Source organism: Pseudomonas sp. GM50, assembly GCF_000282375.1.
Classification (GTDB): domain Bacteria; phylum Pseudomonadota; class Gammaproteobacteria; order Pseudomonadales; family Pseudomonadaceae; genus Aquipseudomonas.
This window is the reverse complement of the sequence record NZ_AKJK01000102.1, coordinates 71530-96464: the sequence shown is the minus strand read 5'-3', so window position 1 is coordinate 96464 and position 24935 is coordinate 71530. Positions and strand designations below refer to the sequence as shown.

The window sequence follows — 24935 nt, the reverse complement described above, 5'->3', positions numbered from 1 at the left end:
AGCTTATTTGGAATGACCAAACCACGCTTCTCGCGCCTTGCCCTGCACAACAGCAGACCCGGCGCGGCGGGGAAACTAATGGAGAGCGCCCCCTATGCAAACCAATCTCAGCGAACAGTCCAAACTACTGCCCCGCGCCGAAGAAGCGGACAAGATTCTGCGCACCTGCGTGCATTGCGGGTTCTGCAACGCCACGTGCCCGACCTATCAACTGCTGGGCGATGAACTGGACGGGCCGCGTGGGCGCATCTACCTGATCAAGCAAGTGCTCGAAGGCGCCCCCGCCACGGCCAAAGCCCAATTGCACCTGGATCGCTGCCTGACCTGCCGCAACTGCGAAACCACCTGCCCGTCCGGGGTGGATTATCACAACTTGCTGGACATTGGCCGCGCCGTGATCGATCAAGCGGTGCCGCGCCCGGCCAGTCAGCGGCTGTTGCGCCAAGGGTTGCGGGCACTGGCGCCGAACCCGAATCTGTTCAGGACTTTGCTGCAAATCGGCGCAACATTCCGGCCATTGCTGCCACGGGGCATCGAGGCGAAGCTGCCCCACGACCTCCCCGCAACCGGCGAGCGCCCTGCCCCTCGGCATGCTCGCCGGGTGCTGATGCTCGAAGGCTGCGTGCAGCCCGGTCTGTCGCCGAACACCAATGCCGCGACGGCGCGGGTGCTGGATCGGCTGGGGATCAGCGTGATCCCGGCGCCAGACGCCGGCTGTTGCGGCGCGCTGGACTATCACCTCGACGCCCAAGCCATGGGCCTGGACCGCGCCCGACGCAACATCGACGCCTGGTGGCCGCACCTGGAAAACGGCGCCGAAGCCATCGTGCAAACCGCCAGCGGTTGCGGCGCGTTCATCAAGGATTACGGGCATCTGCTGGAGCGCGATCCGGCCTATGCGGCCAAAGCCCAGCGGGTCAGCGAATTGGCCCTGGACCTGGTGCAAGTGCTGGCCGATGAACCTTTGGAACGGGTCTGCACCGCCACTGACCAGCGGATCGCCTTCCACTGCCCCTGCACTTTGCAGCACGCACAGAAACTCGGCGGCGCGGTAGAAGCCGTGCTGACGCGGTTGGGCTTCAATCTCACGGCGGTGCCCGACAGTCATTTGTGTTGCGGCTCGGCCGGCACCTACTCGATCACCCAACCGGAACTGGCCCGGCAACTGCGTGACAATAAACTCAACGCTCTGGAAAGCGGCCACCCCGAGGTCATCGCCACCGCCAACATCGGCTGTCAGAGCCACCTCAACAGCGCCGGACGAACGCCAGCCAGGCACTGGATCGAATTGGTCGACCAAGTGCTGCGTTAAACGAACGGGGCGGTGTTGCAAGAACAGTCCTTGGCAGAATGAAGTTCGTCAGAAACTTCGTTTGTCGGCGCCGCCGAAGGCTGCGATCTTTTCCGGCATCCGTTACGTCACTGCGCCAGGAAACTTTTCATGAGCCATCCGAACTTCGTCAGCCCTGACCTGATCCGCCAACGCTTCTCCAAAGCGATGTCCGACATGTACCGCGAAGAAGTGCCGCTGTACGGTGCGCTGATGGAACTGGTGGAACAGACCAACCGCCACGTGCTGGACAGCGACCCGCAGATCGCCCGACAGTTGCAAAGCACGGGCGAAATCCAGCGGCTGGACCTGGAACGCCACGGTGCGATCCGCGTCGGCACCGCCACGGAACTGGCGACCCTCGCCCGCCTGTTTGCGGTGATGGGCATGCAACCGGTGGGCTATTACGACCTGACCCCGGCCGGCGTGCCGGTGCATTCCACCGCATTCCGTGCCGTGCATGAGGCGGCGTTGCAGGTCAGCCCGTTCCGGGTGTTCACCTCGCTGCTGCGCCTGGAGCTGATCGAAGACGCCGAACTGCGGGCCTTTGCCCAGTCGGTGCTGGACACGCGCTCGATCTTCACCCCGACGGCATTGGCCCTCATTGAACGCGCTGAAACCCAGGGCGGCCTGACCGAATACGAGGCGCAGGACTTCGTCGCACAAGCCCTGGAGACCTTCCGCTGGCACCACAGCGCCACCGTCACCGCCGAGCAGTACCAGCAACTCAGCGCCCAGCATCGATTGATCGCCGACGTGGTGGCCTTCAAAGGCCCGCACATCAACCACCTGACGCCACGCACCCTGGACATCGACATCGTGCAGGCGCAAATGCCCACCCATGGCATCACCCCCAAAGCGGTGATCGAAGGCCCGCCCCGCCGCCAATGCCCGATCCTGCTGCGTCAAACCAGCTTCAAGGCGCTGGACGAGCCGATTGCTTTTACCGATCAGGCCGAAACCCGTGGCAGCCACAGCGCCCGTTTCGGTGAAATCGAGCAACGCGGCGCGGCGCTCACCCCCAAAGGCCGGGCGCTTTACGACCGCTTGCTCAACGCCGCCCGGGATGAACTGAAGGACTTCCCCAACGAAGCCAACGCCGCACGCTACAACGCGCTGATGACGCAGCACTTTGGCGAATTTCCTGACACCGTCGAGGACATGCGCCAACAGGAACTGGCGTACTTTCGCTACTTCGTGACAGAAAAAGGCTTGGCCGCGGATGAACTGAAAGGCGTGTCGCTGGCGGATTTGCTTCGCGACGGTTATGTGCGGGTTGAACCGCTGGTGTACGAAGACTTCTTGCCGGTCAGTGCGGCGGGGATTTTTCAGTCGAACCTGGGGGATGCGGCGCAAACCCACTATGGCGTGCATTCGAACCAGCAGGCGTTCGAAAAGGCCTTGGGAAGGTCGACGATTGACGAGCTGGGGCTGTATGCCGAGACGCAGCGGCGGTCGGTTGATGAGTGCTGCAAGACATTGGGATTGCCGAGTCTGACTTGACCAGTCAAACACACTTTGTGGCGAGGGAGCTTGCTCCCGCTTGAGTGCGTAGCACTCACAAAATCTCCGATTGTACGCAGAGTTTTGGGGCCGCTGCGCAGCCCAGCGCGAGCAAGCTCGCTCGCCACATAAAAAGTGTCGACCCGCAGGCTACATCGCTTAACCCAGCTTCGCCAACAACGCCTTGGCGGTCGCTTCCGACGAGGCGGGGTTCTGCCCGGTCAGCAACAGACCATCCACGATCACGTAACTCGCCCAGTCATCGGCCTTGGAGTAAAGGCCACCGTTGGCCTTGAGCATGTCCTCCACCAGAAACGGCACGACATCTGTCAACTGCACAGCGGCCTCTTCGGAGTTGGTGAAGCCTGTCACCCGCTTGCCTTTGACCAACGGCTGGCCGTCCGCATCCTTGACGTGGCGCAACACCCCTGGCGCATGACAGACCGCCGCCACCGGTTTGCCCGCGTTGTAGAACGCCTCGATCAGCGCAATTGAAAAGGTGTCTTCAGCCAGATCCCACAACGGGCCATGCCCGCCCGGATAGAAAACAGCGTCGTAATCTTCGGCTTTCACGGTGCTCAATATCCCGGTAGACGCCAACGCGGACTGGGCAGCGGAATCCTTGTGAAAGCGATCGGTGGCCGCGGTTTGCGCGTCCGGCTCATCGCTCTTGGGGTCCAGCGGTGGCTGGCCACCCTTGGGTGAGACCAGGGTCAGCTGCGCGCCAGCGTCCTTGAAGGTGTAATACGGTGCGGCGAATTCTTCGAGCCAGAAGCCGGTTTTCTTACCGGTGTTACCCAATTGATCGTGGGACGTTAAAACCATCAGGATTTTCATGTCGTTCTCCAGTCGATGTCAGGGTTATTCAATGATCTCGGCGCTGGGTTTGACCATCGGACAGCGCTGTTCGTTGCGCCCATTGTCGGGGGTGACGGCTCATGGCCTTGATGCGCAAGAAGTTGCGCAACTGTGTCGGTGAAAAGTCCTCTAGAGAGGCTGGACGTCAGGTTTATCAAGCCCTCCAGCCAAGTGCGCAAGAAGTTGCGCAGTGGTGCGCAACTTCTTGCGCACTTTTTCAGCGGATCCTTGCCAAAAATCTCTTCGGCGTTGTAAAAACAACCTCAACCACCTGATTTATATAGCATTAATCATTTATGGCACGCTCCTTGATAACAGTCAGACACCCACCGGGCGATACCGCCTCCCGGGCACCCTAACTTTTAGCAAGGAGCACATCCATGGCTACACCAGCGTACATGTCCGTTACCGGCGAGAAACAAGGCCTGATCACTGCCGGCGCATTCACCGCCGACTCCGTTGGCAACACCTACCAGGAAGGCCACGAAGACCAGGTCATGGTTCAGGCTTTCAGCCACGACGTGATCATCCCGCGTGACCCACAGTCCGGCCAACCGACCGGTCAGCGCGTACACAAGCCAGTCGTGATCACCAAGGTCTACGACAAGTCCTCGCCACTGCTGCAAGCGGCGCTGACCTCCGGCGAGCGCATGAGCGAAATCGTTATCCAGTGGTACCGCACTTCGGCTCAAGGCACCCAAGAGCACTACTACACCACCAAACTGGAAGACGCGATCATCGTCGCCATCAACAACAAAATGCACAACTGCCAGGATCCGTCGAACTCGCACTTCACGCACCTGGAAGAAGTGCAATTCACCTACCGCAAAATCACCTGGACCCACGAAGTATCCGGTACTTCGGGTTCCGATGACTGGCGCGTTCCGGTCGCTTAATCGCGGCTGACGGTTCCAAACATCGGCCAGCTCTGCTGGTCGATGTCATTTGCGCCTTCCAGGAATTTTCGCGTCCGCAGCGCCCGTTTGGGTGCCGGCGTGCGCCGCAGCACTGCACGAGGAACAAGGGATGTTCGCGCCGGCCAATCAGACTCACTTTGCCCTGACTGTCGAAGGTCTGGAAAACGATCTCCAGGTCCTTGCCCTGCAAGGTCGGGAAGCCATCAGCCAGCCTTTTGTGTTTGAGGTGGAACTGGTCAGTGAACAGCCGTCCCTGGACCTCGAAACGCTATTGCACAAACCGGCCTTTTTGCAGCTCTCGCCTGACGGCAGCGGCATTCATGGCCAGATCTATCGCGCCGCCCAAGGCGATTCCGGCAAACGCCTGACCCGCTATGCCGTGACGCTGCGTCCGCAGCTGTCCTACCTGGCGCACCGCATCAACCAACGTATCTTCCAGAACCTTACCGTGCCGAAAATCATCGGCATGGTCCTCGAAGAGCACGGCATCCAGAGCAACGCCTACCAATTCAAAGTAGGGGCGATTTATCCCGAGCGCATTTACTGCGTTCAGTACGATGAATCGGACCTGCAGTTCATCCAGCGCCTGTGCGAGGAAGAAGGTATTCATTACCACTTCCAGCACAGCGCCACGGCCCACAAACTGGTGTTCGGCGATGACCAGACGGTGTTCCCGAAACTCGCGCCCGTGGCCTACCAGCAAGACTCCGGCATGGTCGCCAACGACCCGGTGATCAAGCGCTTCGACCTGCGCCTGGAAACCCGCACCAGCCGCACCACCCGCCGCGACTACGACTTCGAAAAACCGCGCCTGACCCTGGAAAGCGAACACCGTGGCGACGCCCTGCCCGACCTCGAAGACTACGACTACCCCGGCCGCTTCATCGACCGCGAACGCGGCAAGCACCTGGCCAAGCGCGCCCTCGAACGTCACCGCAGCGACTTCCAGCTCGTCGAAGGCAAAAGCGATCAGCCGTTGCTGGTCAGCGGCCACTTCCTGGCCCTGACCCAACACCCGAAAACCAAGTGGAACGACCTGTGGCTGCTGACCGAAATCCTCCACGAAGGCAAACAGCCGCAAGTGCTGGAAGAGTCGGTGACCAGCAACACGACCCAGCTCAAGGACGATTTCCATCAGGGCTACCGCAACCGCTTCCAGGCCACCCCCTGGGACGTCCCGAATCGCCCGCCGCTGAACCACCCCAAGCCACGCATCCTCGGCAGCCAAAGCGCCGTGGTCACCGGGCCCAAAGGTGAAGAGATCCACTGCGACCAGTACGGCCGCGTCAAAGTGCAATTCCACTGGGACCGCGAAGGTCAGGCCGACGACAAAACCAGCTGCTGGTTGCGCGTTTCCTCCGCCTGGGCCGGCGCCCATTACGGCGGCATCGCCATTCCGCGCATCGGCATGGAAGTGCTGGTCAGCTTCCTCGAAGGCGATCCCGACCAGCCGCTGATCAGCGGCTGCCTGTACCACAAGGAAAACGTCGTCCCGTACGCCCTGCCGGCGAACAAGACCCGCAGCACCTTCAAAACCCTGAGTTCTCCGGGCGGCGGCGGATTCAATGAACTGCGCATCGAAGACAAGAAAGGCCAGGAACAAATCTTCCTGCACGCCCAGCGCGACTGGGACGAAAACGTCGAACACGACCAGAAAATCCGCGTCGGCAACGAACGCCACGACACCGTGGAGAAAAACAGCTACAGCGAATTCAAGGCCGAAGAACACCACACCGTCTACGCCGATCGCAAAGTTGAAGCCCGCGCCAACGACCACCTCACCGTGGGCGTCAACCAGCACATCAAGGTCGGCACCGGCCAATTCATCGAAGCCGGCCAGGAGATCCACCTGAGCAGCGGCATGAAAGTCGTGCTCGAAGCCGGCAGCGAACTCACCCTCAAGGGCGGCGGCAGCTTCATCAAGATCGACGCCAGCGGCGTGACGCTGAGCGGGCCGGTGATCAACATGAACTCTGGAGGTGGGCCGGGAAGTGGGACGGGGGCTGCGCCGTTGTTGCCGGGGGTGTTGAAGCAGGCGGATGCGGATAAGGCGGGTGCGGTTCTGAGTCCGGCGCAGATTAATACGCTGAAGCGCAATGCGCCGTTCTGTGAAGAGTGCGAAAGGTGCAAAGCGGGTGTATGCGATATAGCAAAACCTGCCCAAGACACTGGAAAAACCAGCCACGACTTAGTATTTCTAGTCAATGATGAAAAAACGGGTAAACCGAAGCAGAATATCCCCTATCGAATAACGCTTGAATCCGGGATTATTGTTGATGGTGTCACTGACAACAAGGGGATGACCCAAAAAGTCTCATCTAACAAAGCTGAAAAAGCCACTATCGAGGCCCCGTATTATGGCAACACAACAAGCGACGCTCACCCCAACCACGGATCAGACACCTGTAACTGTTAGCATCCCGACCAAGGAGCTAAGCGGCACGCAATGGGTTGCACGATTCCCGACCAGTACAAGTGTGGGCGATCTCACGACTGAGTTCGAAGCCAGTGTGAACAAATTTATTGCAGCGATAAAAGAAGCCGGAGGCAGTGTTGCAATTTCGGCAACTTATCGGCCCAAAGAGCGTGCTTATCTGATGCACTATTCCTCAGCAATATCTAAAGGAATTATTGCACCAGAAGACGTACCTGAAATGGACGGTGTAAACATCGAGTGGGTTCATAGCACCTCAGCGCAATCAATCAGTGCTGCGACCAGCATGGCGTCGGGCTACGGAATTGTGTATCCGCCGGCACTTACAAGTCGCCATACACAGCGCAAAGCCATAGACATGACAATATCCAACATGTCTGGAAAAACCATTGCAAATGCTTCTGGCGCCTCCGTTTTGATCACTCACTTAAGCGACTTGAATCCAGTAGGTACTACATATGGAGTTAAAAAGCTTGTTTCCGACCCTCCACACTGGTCAACCGATGGACATTAAACATACACTTTTCATCATTCTGACTATTTTTTCAGGGTCAGTATTTGCCCAAGACACTGGATTTGGATTCGTTAAAAACAATCCAGACGGGCAAACTTATTTATATACAACCCAGAACATTTCAAGCAACGAAGTCATTTCAGTCCAATTCCCTCAGGATGGAACCGTAGCTTGCTGCAAGTTAACAAAGACAACTGGGGAAAAACAGCAGCAGGGCGATGCAATGGACCTGCTCAACGAATCCGACATGCACATCTATGGGCTTGACATTCAATACACAGCGCCTTTCATTGGCATAGCTGTAGTTGGTAAAAATGCAACCGAAAGCGGCGTCTCAGCCGTTGAGATCAAGGACCAAGCTACAACTATCAGCACCTGTTTGAGTCAAGAAGGCGTTCATCTCTTCTCGAGAAAAAATGGGAGTTTGAACGGTCACTTGTATTTGAGCCTAGGTTACGATGCAGAGCCAACGTCAAATTCTTGCGAAACGGAAAATGCTGAGTCCGTTCCGACCGACGTCTCCGGCTACATCAAAAACAGAGACAACTGTGATTCTTTGCGCGGAGATATTCCTGAACGGGCCCCCGCCGACCCGAAAAATCTCGATCATGTCATCAGCGATATAAATAAATATTGCAAGGGCACCGACCAGCAGCTGAAGCAGTTGAAAGAAAAATACTCCGGAAACGAAAGCGTTGAGAAGTTGCTCTCGACTTACGAAGAAAATATTGAAGCGGATATGAGTTTTTAGATTCACTCATCAAGGAAGGCTGTTGTGACATCTGAAGACATCAATCCACAGGTCTGGTTATCCAAAACCCCGCTGCTACCGGGTGAACGCCTCTACCTGATCGTTAGCGCCGCCAGCGATGCCGAAGCGCTCAAGACGCTTTACCAAAATGAACCCACAACCCAGGCGATCCCGATCTGGGGCGGTACACCCTACGCGGCTTGGCAGCCGGTGATGCCCTACCTCACCGAGTTGAAACCCAACTCAAGCTTCCTGTCATGGATTGCCGAAACGGATGCCCTCGATTGGGGGTGGCTGGCCGTTTCCAGCAGCGAACCGAACGTGGTGTTCGAGCATCTGCGTAGCCTCACTCAGGTGCGGATGCCGGATGGGACCGAAGTGTTTTTCCGGTTCTGGGATGGGCGCCATATCTACCCGATTCTGGAAGGCCTCGGCGATGCCGCTGGTGAAGTGCTGCCGGTGTTTGATCGGTATTTGATTAATGGCAAGAGCCTGGAGGTTGGGCCGAGAGTGGTGCCACCGGCGAAGGACTGGCCTTGGTGGGAGGTGCCGAAGAAGCTGCTTGATGGCCTCGCGAAACAAAACCCGTCGACCCTGATCGGCAACCTGATGCAATGGCTGGAAGAGGAACGTCCAGACATCTACGCCGCTTACCCCGAGAGCAATCTGAAGCTGAAAGTCGCACGTTTCGTGCGCCGCCCGGATGCTCCGAAAAATCTTAATGAAGCACTGTTAAACCACCTGATTCTGGAGCAAGGCTGATGGATCGCGTTGCCTACGTTGACAACCAACTGAGCACGTTCAAGGACAGCTTGAAGCTGTATCAAGAACAGACCAAAACCTGGTACGCGAAAGCCGCCGACAAAGGCAGTCGAGCAACAGACCTGCCCTCCCTGCTGGGCATGGAGCGCGTCATCAAGGTCGGTAACACCAGCAAATCGGTGAGCATGACCGACGGCGATTTCGCCTCGAACGTTGCCCAGTGCCCGCTCAAGGGGCCGCTGCTGATCGAGAGCAAATTCGAATCGGTGTATGACATCCCGCTGGGTGACATCGAAGTCGAAATCGTTGCGGTAGAAGGCGGCGCGGTCAGCAAAGTCCAACTCGACGCCCAAGGCAAAGCCAGCTGGACGGGCGGTATTCCGGGCAAGTTCTACAAGATCCGCGTTCACAACGAAGTGACACCGGCTCAGATCGATACCCTGTTCAAGTCCTATGACGGCCTGACCGGTCAACTGGAAGGTTTCCTGCGCAAGGAATGGGCCGGCTTCAAACCGCAATGGTCGAACATGTCCGCCTCGGGGACGGCCATGGCGGTCGGCAACGGCATCCTTGAAGGCGGCTGGGAAGCGATCAAAGGGGTCTGGGACGGCATCAGCCTGGTGCTCGACATCCTGCAAGACCCGAGCAAGTTTGCGAAAGACCTCGGTGCCGGCACCCAAAAACTGGTAGCTCTGGTAAAAGAAGCGCCAGACGTCATGAAAAAAGCCATGCTGCTGGCCAGCGACGAGGCCGCCCTGTTCCTGATGGTACGCAGTGCCGTGATCTGGCTGGCCGGCCTGCCACCGATGAAGATGGCCGGTGACGCCGCAAAAATGACCACGGCGGCAGTCGTCGGCATCGCGATCGACATCGTGATTTCGATCGTGCTGACCATCGCTGCGGAGGGTACTGGTGTCATCTACCTCGCCGCGCGATTGAAAAAGTACGGCGAAATCATCATCAAGGCCGTGACCGGTTTTGTGGAGTCGGTATTCAAGATCATCAAAGGCTTCATGGAGTACGTCGCGAAATACACCGCGGTGGCGGCTCGTGGTGTGACGGCTCAGGTGCAGAAAGGGGTTGCACAGGTTCGCTTTGACGGGAAGAAAAACACAAAACTGGGCAAGGGAAAAACCGGCGACGACGCCTCCAGGCAAGCCAAGACACCTGCTGACCAAAGCGCTGAGCCCGCGGCCAAAACCTGCACCGACAAGTGCCCCGTATCGATGGTCACCGGTGAAGAGTTACTGACGCTCAATGATGGTCAGCTCGACGGCCTGCTGCCGTTTGAGTGGACACGTCTTTACCGAAGCAGTGCAGTGGAAATCGATTGTGGTCTTGGTTATGGCTGGAGCCATGCGCTGGCACACCGAATCGAAATCAATGGCGACGAAGTCATCTGGACCGACCACGAAAACCGCGCAACGCCGTTTCCGGTTCCAAGCCAGCAGCGTCCGGCAATTACCAACAGCCTGTCACGGGCAGCGATTTTCATCGGTGACGATCCGTCGGAGCTTGTCCTGGCTCAAGCCGGGAGCCGACCATCGTTCTACCACTTCCGCTACAACAGCAAAGGCGCAACCCTGATCGCCATCAGCGACAGCTATGGCAACCGGTTGCACATCACCCGTGACATCCACGGCAGGATCAAACGCCTCGACAATGGTGCCGGTCGCGCCCTGCTCTTGCGATACGACCGCAAGCACATCATCGCTGTCGACTATCAACAATTTACTCCCGCAGACAATCTGGAAGACGCCTGGAACACCATCCAGACGCTGGTCACGTACAGCTACGACGCACAGCATCGCCTGATTGAAGCGAAGAACGCTGCCGGTGAAGCCGAACACTATCGCTACAACGATCAACACGTGATTCTTGAACGGCAACTGGCGGGCGGCGCGAGCTTCTTTTGGGAGTGGGAAAACGAAGGCAAGCTGTCGCGCTGCGTCCATCACTGGGCGAGTTTCTCGCAGATGGAAGCGCATTACGCCTGGGACGATAAAGGCAGCGTCACCGTTACCAACGCCGATGACAGCGAAGAGGTTTACACCCACGACGATAAAGCACGGCTTATCAGCAAGATCGATCCGGATGGCGCGGAACACCTGAAGGCCTACAACGATAAAGGCCAGCTGATTGCAGAGAAAGATCCGCTAGGCGCTGTTACCGAATATCGGTACGACGAAGACGGCCTGATGACCGCCGTCATTCCCCCGGAAGATGAACCCGTTTCGTATGAATACAGCAACGGGTTCGTCAGCGACGTACGCCGAGGCAAAGCCACCTGGAAGTATCAACGAAACAATCAGGGCGACATCACTCAGCAGATCGACCCGGACGGTAATGCCACCCTCTACAGCTACGACCGCCAAGGCCGGCTGCTGGAAATCCGCCATCCCGATGGCAGCCGTCATCAACTGGGCTGGAACAACCTCGGCCAACTGCTGGAAGAGCGCCTGCCCGACGGTGGTCAGCGCAAGTACCGCTACGATGCCTTGGGCCGGCAGATCACCCGTCAGGAAGAAACCGGCGCCATCACCCACTACCAATGGGACGCCGCCAACCGTCTCGCACAAATCACCCTGCCCGGCGGTGCAACCCGCGCATTCACCTACAACGCCTATGGCAAAGTCACTGCCGAACGCGATGAATTGGGCCGCGTCACCCGCTACGAATACGCCGATGGCCTGCACCTGGTCAGCCGTCGCCTCAACCCGGATGGCAGTCAGCTTCGCTACCGCTACGACAACTCTCGTTTGCTGCTCACTGAGATCGAAAACGAACGTGGCGAGCACTATCACCTCGATTACTACCCCAACGGCCTGATCCAACAGGAAACCGGCTTCGACGGTCGCCGTACGGCCTACGAGTACGACCTAAAGGGCCAACTGCTGAAGAAAACCGAATTCGGCGACGACGGTAGCGAGCTGATTACCGAGTACCAGCGCGACGCCGCTGGCCGTCTGCTGGTGAAAACCCTGGCCGATGGCGAGGAAATTCACTACAGCTATGACGCCCTCGGTCGCCTCGTAAACGTCGACGACAGCAACTGGCCGCTGGCGTACGAATACGACCTGCAAGACCGCCTGATCACCGAACACCAAGGCTGGGGCACCTTGCGTTACGAGTACGACAACCTCGGCCAACTCAGCCACTGCCGCCTCCCCGACGGCAGCAAACTCGACTACCGCCACCAACCCGGCGGCCGTCTGAGCAGCATCGACCTCAATGGCTCACGCCTGACCACGCACCAGTTCAACGCCGGCCGCGAACAGCAGCGCCAACAAGGTTTGCTGCTCAGCCAATATCAGTACGACGAACAAGGCCGACTGCAAGCCCACACCGTCAGCCAACAGGAACGCAACCTGTTCCACCGTCGCTACGCCTACGATGCCAACGGCAACCTCGCGGGTATAGATGACAGCCGCAAAGGCAACCGCAGCTATCACTATGATCCGCTCGATCGCCTGATCAACGTCCGTGGCACCACCCCGGAAAGCTTCGCCCACGACCCGGCGGGCAACCTCCTCGGCCAAGGCGACCAGCCGACCGCGAACCTGGCCAACGTCAAAGGCAACCGCCTACTGATGCAAGGCGACCGCCACTACGACTACGACGCCTACGGCAACCTGATCCGCGAACGTCGCGGTGCCGGGCAGAAACTCGTTACTGAATACCGCTACGACTGCCAGCATCGCTTGATCGGCGTGAGCCTGCCCGGCGGCAGCATCGCAAGCTACAAATACGACGCCTTCGGCCGCCGTATCGCCAAAACTGTCGATGGCCACACCACTGAATTCCTGTGGCAAGGCGAACGCCTGATTGCCGAAAGCGCCGACAACCGCTATCGCAGCTACATCTACGAACCCGGCAGCTTCCGCCCGCTAGCCATGCTCGACGGCGAAGGCCCGCTGAAGGCCGCGCCGTTCTACTACCAACTCGACCACCTCGGCACCCCGCAGGAACTCACCGACTACAGCGGCGAGATCATGTGGTCGGCGAAATACCGTGCCTACGGCAACCTCGCCGCGCTGGACATCGCCGAAATCGACAACCCGTTGCGCTTTCAGGGCCAGTACTTCGATGCCGAGACAGGCTTACATTACAACCGGCATCGCTACTACAATCCGGGGACTGGACGGTTTCTGACGCCGGATCCGATCAAGCTTGCGGGTGGGTTGAACAACTACCAGTACGTGCCTAACCCTACGGGGTGGGTGGATCCGTTGGGGTTGAGTAGTGGTTGCCCAGGCAGCACTGAGAATGGAGTCAATAAGCCAACGGCTAGCTCGACCGCCGACGAGACATCACCCAGCGCTCCAGCACCTGCGGGTGAAAAACTCGATTGGAAAAGCGTCGTACCCGCGAAAGGGAAGTACAAAGGCCAAAGTCGAGAAGATCACGTCCGACTGCATAATGTCGACAATCCCGGCAAGCCCCAACATGGAGTTTTCTATGGCGATGGTGTCGATGTGACCAATGAGGCCTGGAAGAAAGCCCAAGCAGATGGCATTAAACCGGACTCTACAGGCACATTAAAGGTACCAATGGGAAAAATGGTAGGCCGTTCTGGAGGCGGCGAGGCCGACTTGGGTAAAATATTTTACGACCTTGAAATGAAGCTAGTCCCTGGAACCAACAAAATAATCACTTCTTATCCTGCGGAATGAAAATGGAAAAATACTATTGGTATAAAAACTGTCCAGCCTGCAATCAAGGAAGACTGATCATCACCCAAGACATTACTAACGAAAGATTATATCTACACTGTGAAGAATGTGAGATGGGCTGGTTAAATCCGAGCGACGCGGACGAAAACAAAAATGGTTTTCTTACCTTACTAGTAGACTTTGAGACGAAAAATCCGGACTTCGAACTCATTCAAAAAAATAACTGGTCACCGGTAGCAAAATACTTATTTGAAGAATGATCAGGCGTTGAACAAAAAAGAGCCAAAGAAGAAACAAGGAAGACAGATTTATTTTCTACACACATGAAAATAGATCTGCTCCTATTAGCTCCTCAGTACTACCGCATTTGCAACCACACCCAAAAGACGACAAAATAGTTTGTACCTATTGGCCAAATCAATTTGAGGGGCAAAAATGAACGACCAAAAAATGATCCCACGAAGTGTTTGGTACGGACTCGAAGGTACAGGTTATGACAAAATCGCACAAGAACTTAAGTCTGAAGATCCATTACTGCGCAAATGGATTGCCATATATGCAATTTACAAATTTGAATTTTCGCTAGATGACCCTTTTCAATATTATGACTTCATAAGCTCATCAAAGAATTCACGCTATGCAGTAATAGAATTCTCAATACCAATTGAAACAATAAAAACAAGCGACGGCATTGATGGCCGAGACATCACAATAATAAAACTCGAAACAACGAACTCGGAAGAAGAAGTAAATCTCCTTCTAGAAAAAAGCAATATTGCACCGGAACTTTTCACACCGCCGTGGCGATGTGACTACCCCCTGTAAACTTACATACAACTATCAGCACAAAAGGGGACAGACTTATTTTCCATGAATAACAAATCTATTCCCTTTTTTGTTCAGCGACCACTACGACACGGTTAGCTCAATAGGAACATGGAAGTGAAGAGTAAAACTATGGTAATCGAACTCGACGGCTCCACTATCAAGTCAGAAATTGAATTCCACAAGCAACTCGCATCAGCTTTAAAAGCTGGTGAGTTCTATGGAAACAACCTCAATGCTTTATGGGACTTGCTTAGTGCAAACACAGAACGTCCTATAGAGCTAATCTGGAGAAACTCCAACAACTCAAGAAACAGTATGGGTGACACTTTCGAAAAAATAGTGAGCATTCTTAACCGAGTGAAAGCTCAAGATGAGAGCTTTGGCTGGGATAAAAAATTTACATATATACTAGAATAAATCACTCAACTGTCACGTGCGACAAAAAGGGGGAAGATTTACTTTCTACGCACCTAAAAATAAACCCGCCCCCTTTGGGTTCAGTGAGAAAAGGTGACAAATTTATTTTCTTGTCACCTTTCCCCAAGCGCTCATGAAAATAAATCTGTCCCCTTTTCGATTCTTTTCGATTCTTAAATATGGAACACAAACCAAAGCAGTGACACATCTAGACGTTAACGGAAAGTTGATTACATCGTACCCGGACTATTAAACAATGAAGCCTACCCCTGAACTATCAAGCTTGCGCAACTTACTTTTCATCTTCGACATTGACTACACAGACGATGACGAACGCGAGCAAATAATAGCTTCAAAAGATGTGAACAACAGGGATGAATTATCAGAGCTGTTTGATCAAGTATTACAACCAGAGTTCATCGCCTACCCCAAGAGCGCACGTGACCGCTTTATAAAAACCTTAGAATTCTATTTGGAAAAAGATGAGAATTTCGACGCAATCTTCGACAAACTAAGTACATATTTCGACGATGAAATCGAAGACCACCAACACTTTATGACAGTACTTCTAGAATGCCTAACAAAATATGAGAGCAACATTCAAAACCAATAACGAGCAAAGTAAATCAGGCTAAAAGGACAAATTGACAAAGGGGACAGCCTTTAGCTCTGAAAAAAACCGGATCACCACTCAACAAAGGAATGAACCCTTGTTTACCATCGCACGACCATTCGCCATGCTTTTGGCATTGACCCTTTCTCTTGACGCTGCCGCGCTGTCACTTCGATCAGAAAAACGCGCAGACGGTACAACTGTGTTGCTGCTCACCAATGACCCCGCCCCTGCACGACCACCACAGCTCAACGAAGATCCGGCGATACGCGCCGCCTTGATTGACTTCATCGGTTATGCGACAGGCAGCTACACCAACGATGGCTCGTTGATCGTCACGCAAGTACTGGACGCTCTCGATTCAGAGTTCTCGACGTTTGAGGAAGGTGTACCTGCCGAACGCAAAATGCTGACGGCCATGGATGATGGTAACCACGGCGACGAGCGCGCCGCACTTTTGTTGGACGACAAGGGTCAGTTGATCGCCGTTGGGTTGGTCAATGGGCACTGTACCGTCAAATCACGCACAGAGTCGTTGTCCTGCAATCCCGGCCCCGAAACCGTGCTGACTATCTTCCAGGCGAAAGGCGCCAAGAAGAGCGATGCGGACCCAATCATTGTCTGGAGCAAACAGTTGCCGCCATTGATTGCCTATTGGGCCGAAAGTGAAGATCCCGAAACACGTGCTCGAGCGCAAAAAATTGCCACGGTCGAATACATCATTACTGACCCGAAAAAAGACTCCTGGAACGCCTCGCAATTACCTTCCGACTTCCCGAAGGCGATGCTCCCGTTGCTTCCGAAGAACGCCCATCTGGCGGGCGCTGGCGTCGATGGTGTGTACACCACACCCGGCATGAGAGGCGCACCGATTTACGGTGACTTCGACGAATTGGCAGGCCGGCCACGACATGATTTCGAGGTCATGTTGAAAACCTATACAGAGTTCTCTGATGTCGTCGAGTTTTACAAACAGAGAGCTAAAGGTGCCGAGTTAAGTGCGAACGATGAAAAGGCACTGATTGAAGGTGTTGCAGGTGGCGGCACCTACAAAATCGAGATCAAGGATAATGAGGAAGAAGGAACGGCCATCACTTTTTCCGCGTGGAGAAAAGAAGTTTGAATCACTTTAACTAAATGATCGAACGCAATTCGGCAGACTTATTCAAATCTTCGTGACGGGTAATCTGCCCTTTGCCCAATGTCGAAATCAACAATGATCTTTCAAACCTCACCGGCCAAATGACAGGCATGAAAATGTACACAATCATGCGTTATTTCCTGCTTATCGCGCTGGCCCTCCCACTGCTTTCTTGTGCAGCCGAAAGCGATGGCTCAGTACCTGGCGATGTCTCCGATTACATAACAAGCAGAGACAACTGTGACTCTCTGCGCGGAGATATTCCTGGGCCGGCCCCCGCCGCCCCGGACAACCTCAGCCGTGTCATCAGCGATATCAATAAATACTGCAAGGGCACAGATCAAAAACTGAAGCAGTTGAAAAAGAAATACTCCGAAAACGAAAGCATTGTGAAGTTGCTCTCGACGTACGAAGAAAATATTGAAGTGGATATGAGTTTTTAGCTTCACCATCAAGGACGGCTGAACATCAATCCACGGGGCTGGTTATCCGAAACCCCACTGCTACCGGGTGAACGCACCTCCACGGCAGGATCAAACGCCTCGACAATGGCGCCGGTCGCGCCCTGCTCTTGCGATACGACCGTAAGCACATCATCGCCGTCGAGTATCAACAATTTATTCCCGCAGACAATCTGCCCCCTTTTGACTGCTCTTTTGTCTGCGTCTACCCTCCCCTCAGTTAGGTTTCAAGGAGCAGGAATGAAGTTCTGGAACGATATCGATGGCAGCATCTTCTTCAACCAGGCTTTCAAAACTCCCATAGCGATTGGCCTCATTGAATTTTTCACAATAAACATCGACAACAACAGACCAACTATAATACTGGAATTTGACATCGAAGAGCTCCCTGACGCCCCTCCCGCGAAATGGAAAAAGGCTGAATCCAATACATGTCGCATCGGTTTAAACTGCAGCGAAATCAGCAACCTGATGATCAAAAACATACCTACAAAAGAAAAATTCAGCATAAGAATCACTCAGAGCGAAAATCTCTTCACGATTCACGCTTCGAACAACAGCTCGATAATTGAATTCACAACGAAATCTCCACTACTTTGTGGACCCTCAGTTTATATGAACGATAAAAAACCCGAGTTCACTTAAAACCAAATCTGACTCAATTTTTCAGCCCATCGGGACGCCTGACAAAAGCATCGGACATTTCCTGCAACTTCTATCGCCATCCATGAACTTGTACACCCCCTCCTCCCCAGATAACCTCCCCCAGTCGTTGCAACCTCAGCGACCGGTTTTGACAGACCGAACACGATCAAGGCATGCAAATGCCGCTTTGCGGCTCCATTGTTTCAGGAGCTTCACGATGAAAAAATTTCCACCCGACTCCCTCGACCCCAATCAACTCAGCCAAGCAACCCAACGCACCATCAGCGCCCGCCTCCGCGACCCAAAACATCCCGACCCCATCAGCCACGTTTTCACCCTTCTCCCCAACATCGACACCGAAACCCTTTTAAGCCACGCCTGCGAAACCCTCGCCTCGCTCAACGTGCTGACGACTGACCTTGCCTGCGAACTCGAAGGCTCGAACCGCAGCCTGGCGTTATCGATTCAGCAATTGGCCGTGCTGGGCGAGTTATTGGTAAACCGGGCGCTGGACAATCTCGATCCACCCGGTGAGATGTCCGATGCTCAGGAGGTTCAACCATGACTCGATACATGCCGATTACCGGCATCGACTGCACGATCCCTTCCCTGCTGATCGATACCGAAGCGCCTGTCGACGTGTTGCACGACACGGCGGCGTATCGCATTCGCAGCGTCACTCAACTGTTGGAAACGCTTTCCCTGGGCGAAGCGATTGGTGGGGATGCTGCGCTGTTGCAAGAGTTTGCGCGGGTGTTAGCCATCCAGTTGCGTGATGGCTGCGATTTGCTGGATGTGGTCGGGCGGCGGCTACGGGCGCAGCTTTAAATTTCCCAATAAAAATGGGCGACTTCAAGGTCGCCCATTTTTATGCCCGAAACATTTAAACATTGCCGCACAGACTTATACACGTGGCACTTCGCAAGAGTTTGTTAAAAACTGTCTTTAAATTTCTGATCATTCTAAAAATTCGACTCCACATCGTGAGCAAAAAAACTGGCGCTTCGGTCAAGTAACGCCTCACCTGAAAACAGCAAAAAACAAAACAATGGTTTTCAGCCCGCCTTCAAATTATGCTTGGGCCTACAGTATGGAGGCTGTGATTTATGTTCAAACTCAAACGGAAAACGTGGATTTTTCTCTTGATCTACATAGTAGGTGTCAGTGGCTATATCTACTACCTCTACGTCGAGACTCAAGGAATCCTCACTGAGAATATTAATAACAAGCTGCTGCATGCCGCGCTGGGGGCATCGGCCATCCTTGGCGATCGCTACCATGACAATCTGATCGACAAACAGTCCAAATCCGAGGCGGAAGACTGGAATGCCATTCAACGGCTCTCCAGCTTCAACGATTCCATGGGGACTGCTTTTGTCTACAGTGTGGTCAAGCGCTCGGGCGAGGCTTATCTGGTCAGCTCCAGCGCATCGAAAAAAGAGATCCAGGAGAAGAATTTCGTACGCTTTTTCGATCCCTACCCGGATGCCAGTCAGGCTTTGCTCGACAGTTTTGAGCGCACCGAACCCACCTGGATCGACTACTCGGATCACTGGGGAGATTTTCGCGCCGTCTTCGTCCCGATGAAATCGCAGGACGGTACGATTTATATCGCGGGTGCGGAGATGACGTTGGCGGATTACTACCAGCAACTTAATCAAGACTCCCTGCACCATATCATCCTGGCCATTTTGGTATTTCTCGTCTTCAGCCTTATTCGCATGCGCGCTCATCTCCAGCAATTGCAAATAAACGAAGAGGTATTGAATCAGGCAAAAAATGCCGCCGAGGACGCTGATCGTTCAAAGACCAGATTTTTGGCCACCATGAGTCATGAAATTCGCACGCCCATGTACGGTGTTATCGGCGCGACGGAGTTGCTGGCGAGGTCTGCCCTGAACCGCGAGCAAAGCAGTCTGCTACAAACGATCAATACAAGCGGACGAACCCTGCTGTCTCTTATTGACAACATTCTCGACCTTGCAAAAATCGAAGCGGGAAAACTTGAATTGAAGCCTCGTGTCTTCGAAGTCAGAGCTCTGGTTTCATCCAGTATTGAAATGATCCGGCAAAACATTCAGGACAAGCCAATTGTACTTGAGGCCCTGGTCTCACCAGACGTACCTCCCTTGGTCAAAACCGATACCAATTGCCTGCGCCAGATATTGATCAACTTGCTGGGCAATGCGGTTAAATTCACCGAGGCCGGAAAGGTATCGCTCATGGTCACGACTAGCGGTTACGGCACTCGAGCCCGACTCGAATTCTCCATACGCGATACCGGCATAGGTATCCCCATGGAACGGCAAGACAGCCTGTTCAAGCCCTTTGCTCAGTTTAAAGGACCGGCCAGTCAACGCTTTACCGGAAGTGGGCTCGGTCTTTCCATCTGCAAAAATCTGGTCGAGGCGCAGCAGGGGACTTTATCCTTTACCAGTCAGCCTGGCGTCGGATCGACGTTCTCCTTCTCACTCCCCATGGAGCTTTTTTCAGTCTCGGAACTACCCATCCGGGATGATCATGCATCGGTTGGTTTCGACTCATCTTTTGCCGAGGATTACCCGCTCGATATTCTGCTGGTGGAAAACCATCCCGTGAGTCAGAAAGTTGCCATGGCGATGTTACAAGAGTTGGGTTATGCACCCGACCTTGCGTCAAATGGCTTGGAGGCGGTCAATCAGTGCATGACTTCGACTCCAGATATCATTTTTATGGATATCAACATGCCTGTTATGGATGGGCTAACGGCCATCCGTAAAATCCGCGAACTACCACTGGGCGATATTTGCTACATCGTTGCTTTTACCGCGAGTGCTTTTTCGAGCGAGATAGAACGTTTCAGGGCCGCCAGTGCCAATGATATTTTGACCAAACCGGCAAATTTTCAGGCCTTGAGCCGAGTGCTTCAGCGTGCAGCCAACTACCGGCAGCAGCTCCAGGCCAGCACTCCGACAATGGATACAATTTCGGGTTGAAATGGACTCCGGCTACAAACGCCATTACAGCCCCCGGGTAGGGTGTCCGGCGCCGCCGCTTTAAGCCAGCCAATAAAAATGGGCGCCCCCAGGGTCGCCCATTTTTTATATCCGAAACTTTTAAACAGCACCTCCCAAAGAAGGTGTTCGCCCAGTGTAATGGCCTGGCAATCCATGCACCGGTAAAGAGCCCTGACACCGGGCGAACGGGAAGGATTTTAATAGAATTTGGCCGATATGTCCTCTGTATAAACATGAAATTTATGCACGTAACATTTCGTAAGTCTTTGCTAAAAAACCGGATACAAACTTCTAAAACTCACCAGCTCGACCATTAAAACTGACTGTTCTTATACAACTATTCGCACAAGAACAATCAATCCGTACAAGTAATGATCAGCTTGGGTGCTGGCTGGTCACTTTCAGCACATCGGTATAGGTCACCACAACGCTCTGCCCCACTTTCAGATCTTTCAATTTCGCCTGGACTTCAGGCTTTTCGACGTTGATGGTTTTGGATTGGCCGGCCGGGTTTTCGAAGGTTTGCCGTGTTCCTCAGGCTTCGGGATCTTTTGATCTTAATACCCGGTCATCTCCAGATACCCCTGCCCGCCATGACTGCCGCTCAACCGAACCGGCCCTTCCCAATAGGGAATGCGCAAATCCATCCAGGCCTTGGGGTTGAGGGCGCTGATAGTGATTTCGAGGTGCCTGGCGGGTATCTTGATCGACCAGCTCACCGGCATCGAACGGCCAGCGATTTTGGCCTTCTCCTGAGGAGTGAGGCTGATGTCGTCGGCATGCAATAACTGCGTCTGCCCTTGGGCGTCGATCCAGGTGCCAGTGAGGTATGGCGCGCCGTCCTTTTGCCGCATGCGATAGAGCATGACCTGTTCGCCGCTGTCCAGGTGCAGGGAGAACCAGTCCCAACCGGTCTGGTTGGCGGTCAGCGGTTGGCTGCTCCACTCGCGGTCGAGCCAGGCCGGGCCGCTGACGGTGTAGGTTTTGCCATCGATTTCCAGGGTGCCGCTGGCCTGGAAAAACGGCTGACTGTAGTAGTACGACGCCTGGCCCTGTTCGGATTTCTGGCTGAAGCCTTTGTCGCCCTGAAGCACCAATGGCCTCGTAGAAGTCAGTCGCAACTGATAGCTGAAAGCCTTGTCGCGAGCGCTGAGTTGCAGGTCCGACAGGGCATCGGCATCGGCAGCCTGACTACTGAAATGCCAATCGTCGATCCATGCCTTGAACGGCGTCAGGCTCACTCCGGCCTGGCCGACGCCGCCTCGGGCGTAGCGTTCGGCGGCATGGTGCGCCGTGGCGGAAGTCACGGCCGCATGGCCCAGCCAGATGGTCTGATTGCTCCAGCCGGGTTGCTCGGGGGACGCTTTCAAGGCGCTACGAAACAGCGTCCATTGCGCGCCGAATTCCTGGCCTTGATCGTCCTTGAGATTGGCGGTGACGTACCACCATTCGATGCGAAAGCCATCGTGGGGGCCGTGATCCGCCGGGAAGCTGAATACTCGCCCGGGCACCACTGGGGTAAATGCGGCGGCCTGATGGCCGAGGCCGGCGAAGCCTTTTTCCGGCGCAGGCGTGTTGTCGCATCCATTCAGCAGCGCGGCCAGTAACAACACACCGACCTTAATCTTCATGAGCAAACGTCCTCAGCAGATCCGCCGGTTGCGTGCGATACAGCGAGTACAACGGCCACGCCGACGCGAGCAATGTCGCGAGCAACGCCAGGCCCATCAACTGCAACAGTTGCAGCGGAAACACCCGCAACGGCAAACGCCAGCCGAAGGCCTGAACGTTGATCACCGTGTCCAGGCACCACGCCAATGCGATGCCCAAGGGCAACGCCAGCACCAGCGTCAGTACCGCCAGCAGCCAGGTTTGCCCGAGGTTCAGCAGCATCAGTTGTCGACGGGTTACACCCAGCGCCCACAGTGGCGCAAGTTGCCCGAGGCGGCTTTGGCTCTGGGTCAGCAGGCTGATGAATAGCGCCACGCCCGCGACGCAAAGGGTCAGGCTGTTGAGCGCGGCGGTGGCGGCGAAGGTGCGTTCGAACACTTGCGTGGACCAGCCTTTGAGCCGGGCCTGATCGACGATGCGGCTATCGTCCAGGGCGAAGCGTGCTTGCAGCGCGGTCAGGAACCCAGGGATCGATGCCGGTTCGATGCGCAGGTTGAAACGGTTGGGCGTCAACTGCGGCCAGCCGCGCAGCAGATGATTAATGTTGACCAGCAGGTGCCCCTTGGGATTGCCGTAGTCGGCGTAGATCCCGACGATCCGCGGCGACCATGGGCCATTCGGCGTCGGGATTGTCAGGTGATCACCGAGCCGTACCTTCAACCGCCGGGCCAGTTGTTCGCTGAGCATCAGCGCGTCGTCCTTGGCCAGTCGCTCCCAAGGGTTGTCACCCAAGGCTTCGAGCAGCGGCCAATGTTGACGATAGGTCGGGTGATCGATCACGCCAAAAACCTCCGCCGGCCAGCCCTGCAACTGGATCGACACTTGCCAGTTCGGTAGCACCGCGGTGACTTGGGGTTGTTGGTCAAGCCAGGTGTGCAGCTCTCGGGCCTGGGCGGGATTTTGCGGATTGAGGTACAGCTCGGCGGTCAGGCGTTGTTCGAGCCAGTTGCTGAACGTCTGGCGGAAACCGGCGGTCATGCTGCCGGCGCCGATGTTTGCCGCCAGCGCCAACAACAGCGCCATCAAGGCCAGGCTCAGGGCCGGCAGTTGCTGGCGGCAGTCGGCGAGAAACCATTGGCCGAGCACCGAACGACTGCGCCCAAGCACCCAGTTGAGTACGCTGTTCAACACCACCGGCAAGGCCAGTGCGGCGCCGATCAACAACGCGCCCATCAACACGAAGCCACTGTTCAGGCTGTCGCCGAAACTTAATGCCAATAACGCAATTACCGCAGCCATGGCGGCGACCCAACCCTGGCGCCGCAACCAGCGCGCGTGGGCCTGATGCCAGGCTTGCGGATTGGCCAGCGCCAGCAACGGCAACCGCGCCGCCCGCAGCAAACTGTTGGCGCCGGCCAGCAAGGCGCCGAACAGGCTCAAGCCGATACCGCTGAACCACCACAGCGGGCTGAGATTCAACTGCCCCGGCACTTCGGCGCCGTACAAGCCGCGCAGGCTGGCGGCGACGTCCGGCAACAGCACGCCGGCCAGCAGGTAGCCGCTGACGACGCCGGCGATACCACCGATCAGCGCCAGAGCACCCAGCTCGACGGCAAGGCAGGCAATCAACAGGCGGGCACTGACCCCGCAGGCGCGCAGGGTTCTGAGCAATCCTCGGCGTTGCTCCAGCGCCAACCCGATCGCCGCGTGAACGATGAACAGGCCGACCACGAACGACAGAAAGCCCAAGGCATCGAGGTTCAGGTGGAAGCTCTCGGTCAGGCGCGCGAGATTGTTTTCTTCGCCGCTGCTTTTGAACTGGAGTTGGCCCTTGAGCTCATCAGGCAGGGTCGCAGTGAAGTCCTTGGGCAGCAGCAGCCGTGACAATTGACCCGGTAATTGCAGAATCTGTTGGGCGAAGCCGATGTCCACCAGCAACACACCGGGCGCCATGTCGGTCTGGGCCCGTAGCGGCGGCAAGGTGATGCCGCTCTGGGCCACCGGGGTTTCACCTTCGTGCAAGCCCAACGCCTGCAAGGTCTGCGGCGAAATCCAGGTGCTGCCCGGCGGGGTGAAAAACTCGACAACCTGCTCGATCGCCAACGACCGCCCGGCCACTGCGGAACCGGTCGGCAGCGACACCGGCTCAATCCCCATTAACTGCAAGCTCTGGTCTTCATGGCCCTTGAGCGTCACTCGGCCTCGCAACACGGGTGAAACCGGCCAACCCGCACGACGCAGGTCAACAAACAATTGCTGGGAAAACACCCCGCCGCCGGGCGCACGGAGGCTGGCTTGTGGTTCGCCGCCGATCAGCTGACTGGCCCGGGCGTAGCTTTCTCGCGCCTGGCTGTTCAGCGCTTGCACGCCGGTCAGCAGGCTGGTGGCGAGCCAGAGCCCGGTCAGCACACTGAAAAATTGCACCGGGTGCTGTCGCCAATGGCTGAGCAGCGCCCGCAGCGTCTCGCGAAAAACCCGCAC

General features: G+C 55.7%; 22 protein-coding genes. 19 read left to right on the top strand and 3 right to left on the bottom strand.

Features of this window, described 5'->3' with window-relative positions; all coding sequences use genetic code 11:
* Positions 1-94: 94 nt before the first annotated feature.
* Together glcF and hglS are read left to right on the top strand one after the other, a co-directional pair.
* The gene (glcF, locus tag PMI30_RS05880) at positions 95-1312 is read left to right on the top strand and encodes a glycolate oxidase subunit GlcF (RefSeq protein WP_008013185.1); all 1218 of its coding nucleotides are present in this window, start codon (positions 95-97) and stop codon (positions 1310-1312) included.
* A gap of 129 nt (positions 1313-1441) precedes the next feature.
* The gene (gene hglS, locus PMI30_RS05885) at positions 1442-2833 is read left to right on the top strand and encodes a 2-oxoadipate dioxygenase/decarboxylase HglS (protein ID WP_008013183.1); all 1392 of its coding nucleotides are present in this window, start codon (positions 1442-1444) and stop codon (positions 2831-2833) included.
* 159 nt (positions 2834-2992) lie between these two features.
* Here the strand turns inward: hglS and PMI30_RS05890 are convergent, their stop codons facing one another.
* Positions 2993-3670 (bottom strand): type 1 glutamine amidotransferase domain-containing protein, encoded by a 678-nt coding sequence (locus PMI30_RS05890; protein WP_008013181.1) that lies wholly within the window; start codon positions 3668-3670, stop codon positions 2993-2995.
* 101 nt (positions 3671-3771) lie between these two features.
* Between PMI30_RS05890 and PMI30_RS31370 the strand changes: the two genes are divergently transcribed.
* The 17 genes from PMI30_RS31370 to PMI30_RS05955 all read left to right on the top strand — a co-directional run bounded on the left by PMI30_RS31370 (position 3772) and on the right by PMI30_RS05955 (position 20822).
* Positions 3772-3966 carry a hypothetical protein gene (locus PMI30_RS31370; RefSeq protein WP_157173041.1) on the top strand — a complete coding sequence of 65 codons (195 nt, stop codon included), beginning with the start codon at positions 3772-3774 and terminating at the stop codon, positions 3964-3966.
* A gap of 105 nt (positions 3967-4071) precedes the next feature.
* Positions 4072-4587, top strand: a complete 516-nt coding sequence (locus tag PMI30_RS05895; RefSeq protein ID WP_007900657.1) for an Hcp family type VI secretion system effector — start codon at positions 4072-4074, stop codon at positions 4585-4587.
* Positions 4588-4717: 130 nt separating this feature from the next.
* Positions 4718-7024, top strand: coding sequence for a type VI secretion system Vgr family protein (tssI, locus tag PMI30_RS05900; RefSeq protein WP_008013179.1), 2307 nt, complete (start codon positions 4718-4720; stop codon positions 7022-7024).
* Positions 6966-7556 (top strand): hypothetical protein, encoded by a 591-nt coding sequence (locus tag PMI30_RS31805; RefSeq protein WP_008013176.1) that lies wholly within the window; start codon positions 6966-6968, stop codon positions 7554-7556. The genes tssI and PMI30_RS31805 overlap by 59 nt, the downstream gene beginning before the upstream one ends.
* Entirely contained in the window at positions 7516-8307 is a 792-nt protein-coding gene (locus PMI30_RS31800) for a hypothetical protein (RefSeq protein WP_238542021.1), read from the top strand. The genes PMI30_RS31805 and PMI30_RS31800 overlap by 41 nt, the downstream gene beginning before the upstream one ends.
* Before the next feature lie 24 nt (positions 8308-8331).
* Positions 8332-9069 (top strand): DUF4123 domain-containing protein, encoded by a 738-nt coding sequence (locus PMI30_RS05905; protein ID WP_008013173.1) that lies wholly within the window; start codon positions 8332-8334, stop codon positions 9067-9069.
* Positions 9069-13742, top strand: a complete 4674-nt coding sequence (locus PMI30_RS05910; protein ID WP_008013171.1) for an RHS repeat-associated core domain-containing protein — start codon at positions 9069-9071, stop codon at positions 13740-13742. Before PMI30_RS05905 ends, PMI30_RS05910 begins: the two co-directional genes overlap by 1 nt.
* Positions 13743-13744: 2 nt before the next feature.
* Positions 13745-14002 (top strand): hypothetical protein, encoded by a 258-nt coding sequence (locus tag PMI30_RS05915; protein WP_008013168.1) that lies wholly within the window; start codon positions 13745-13747, stop codon positions 14000-14002.
* A gap of 175 nt (positions 14003-14177) precedes the next feature.
* The gene (locus PMI30_RS30840) at positions 14178-14567 is read left to right on the top strand and encodes a hypothetical protein (RefSeq protein WP_008013165.1); all 390 of its coding nucleotides are present in this window, start codon (positions 14178-14180) and stop codon (positions 14565-14567) included.
* Between the two features lie 132 nt (positions 14568-14699).
* Positions 14700-14987, top strand: a complete 288-nt coding sequence (locus PMI30_RS05920) for a barstar family protein (RefSeq protein ID WP_008013162.1) — start codon at positions 14700-14702, stop codon at positions 14985-14987.
* A gap of 256 nt (positions 14988-15243) precedes the next feature.
* A complete protein-coding gene (locus tag PMI30_RS05925; protein WP_008013160.1) occupies positions 15244-15600 on the top strand; it encodes a hypothetical protein in 357 nt (118 codons plus the stop codon).
* 124 nt (positions 15601-15724) lie between these two features.
* Positions 15725-16723: a hypothetical protein gene (locus PMI30_RS05930; protein ID WP_032836013.1), complete on the top strand. Its 999-nt coding sequence runs from the start codon at positions 15725-15727 to the stop codon at positions 16721-16723.
* A 71-nt stretch (positions 16724-16794) separates the two neighbouring features.
* Positions 16795-17184: a hypothetical protein gene (locus tag PMI30_RS05935; protein WP_238542020.1), complete on the top strand. Its 390-nt coding sequence runs from the start codon at positions 16795-16797 to the stop codon at positions 17182-17184.
* A gap of 258 nt (positions 17185-17442) precedes the next feature.
* Positions 17443-17847, top strand: coding sequence for an Imm50 family immunity protein (locus PMI30_RS05940; RefSeq protein ID WP_008013153.1), 405 nt, complete (start codon positions 17443-17445; stop codon positions 17845-17847).
* Between the two features lie 217 nt (positions 17848-18064).
* Positions 18065-18412 (top strand): DUF6124 family protein, encoded by a 348-nt coding sequence (locus PMI30_RS05945; RefSeq protein WP_008013151.1) that lies wholly within the window; start codon positions 18065-18067, stop codon positions 18410-18412.
* Complete coding sequence (locus tag PMI30_RS05950; protein WP_008013148.1) at positions 18409-18675, top strand: hypothetical protein; 267 nt, start codon at positions 18409-18411, stop codon at positions 18673-18675. Before PMI30_RS05945 ends, PMI30_RS05950 begins: the two co-directional genes overlap by 4 nt.
* Positions 18676-18953: 278 nt before the next feature.
* A complete protein-coding gene (locus PMI30_RS05955; RefSeq protein ID WP_008013146.1) occupies positions 18954-20822 on the top strand; it encodes an ATP-binding protein in 1869 nt (622 codons plus the stop codon).
* Positions 20823-21400: 578 nt separating this feature from the next.
* On the opposite strand, the gene PMI30_RS05960 is transcribed toward PMI30_RS05955, so the two are convergent.
* On the bottom strand, positions 21401-22474 hold the full coding sequence (locus tag PMI30_RS05960; RefSeq protein WP_008013144.1) for a lipocalin-like domain-containing protein: 1074 nt from the start codon (positions 22472-22474) through the stop codon (positions 21401-21403).
* Entirely contained in the window at positions 22464-24935 is a 2472-nt protein-coding gene (locus tag PMI30_RS05965; RefSeq protein ID WP_008013143.1) for an ABC transporter permease, read from the bottom strand. Before PMI30_RS05965 ends, PMI30_RS05960 begins: the two co-directional genes overlap by 11 nt.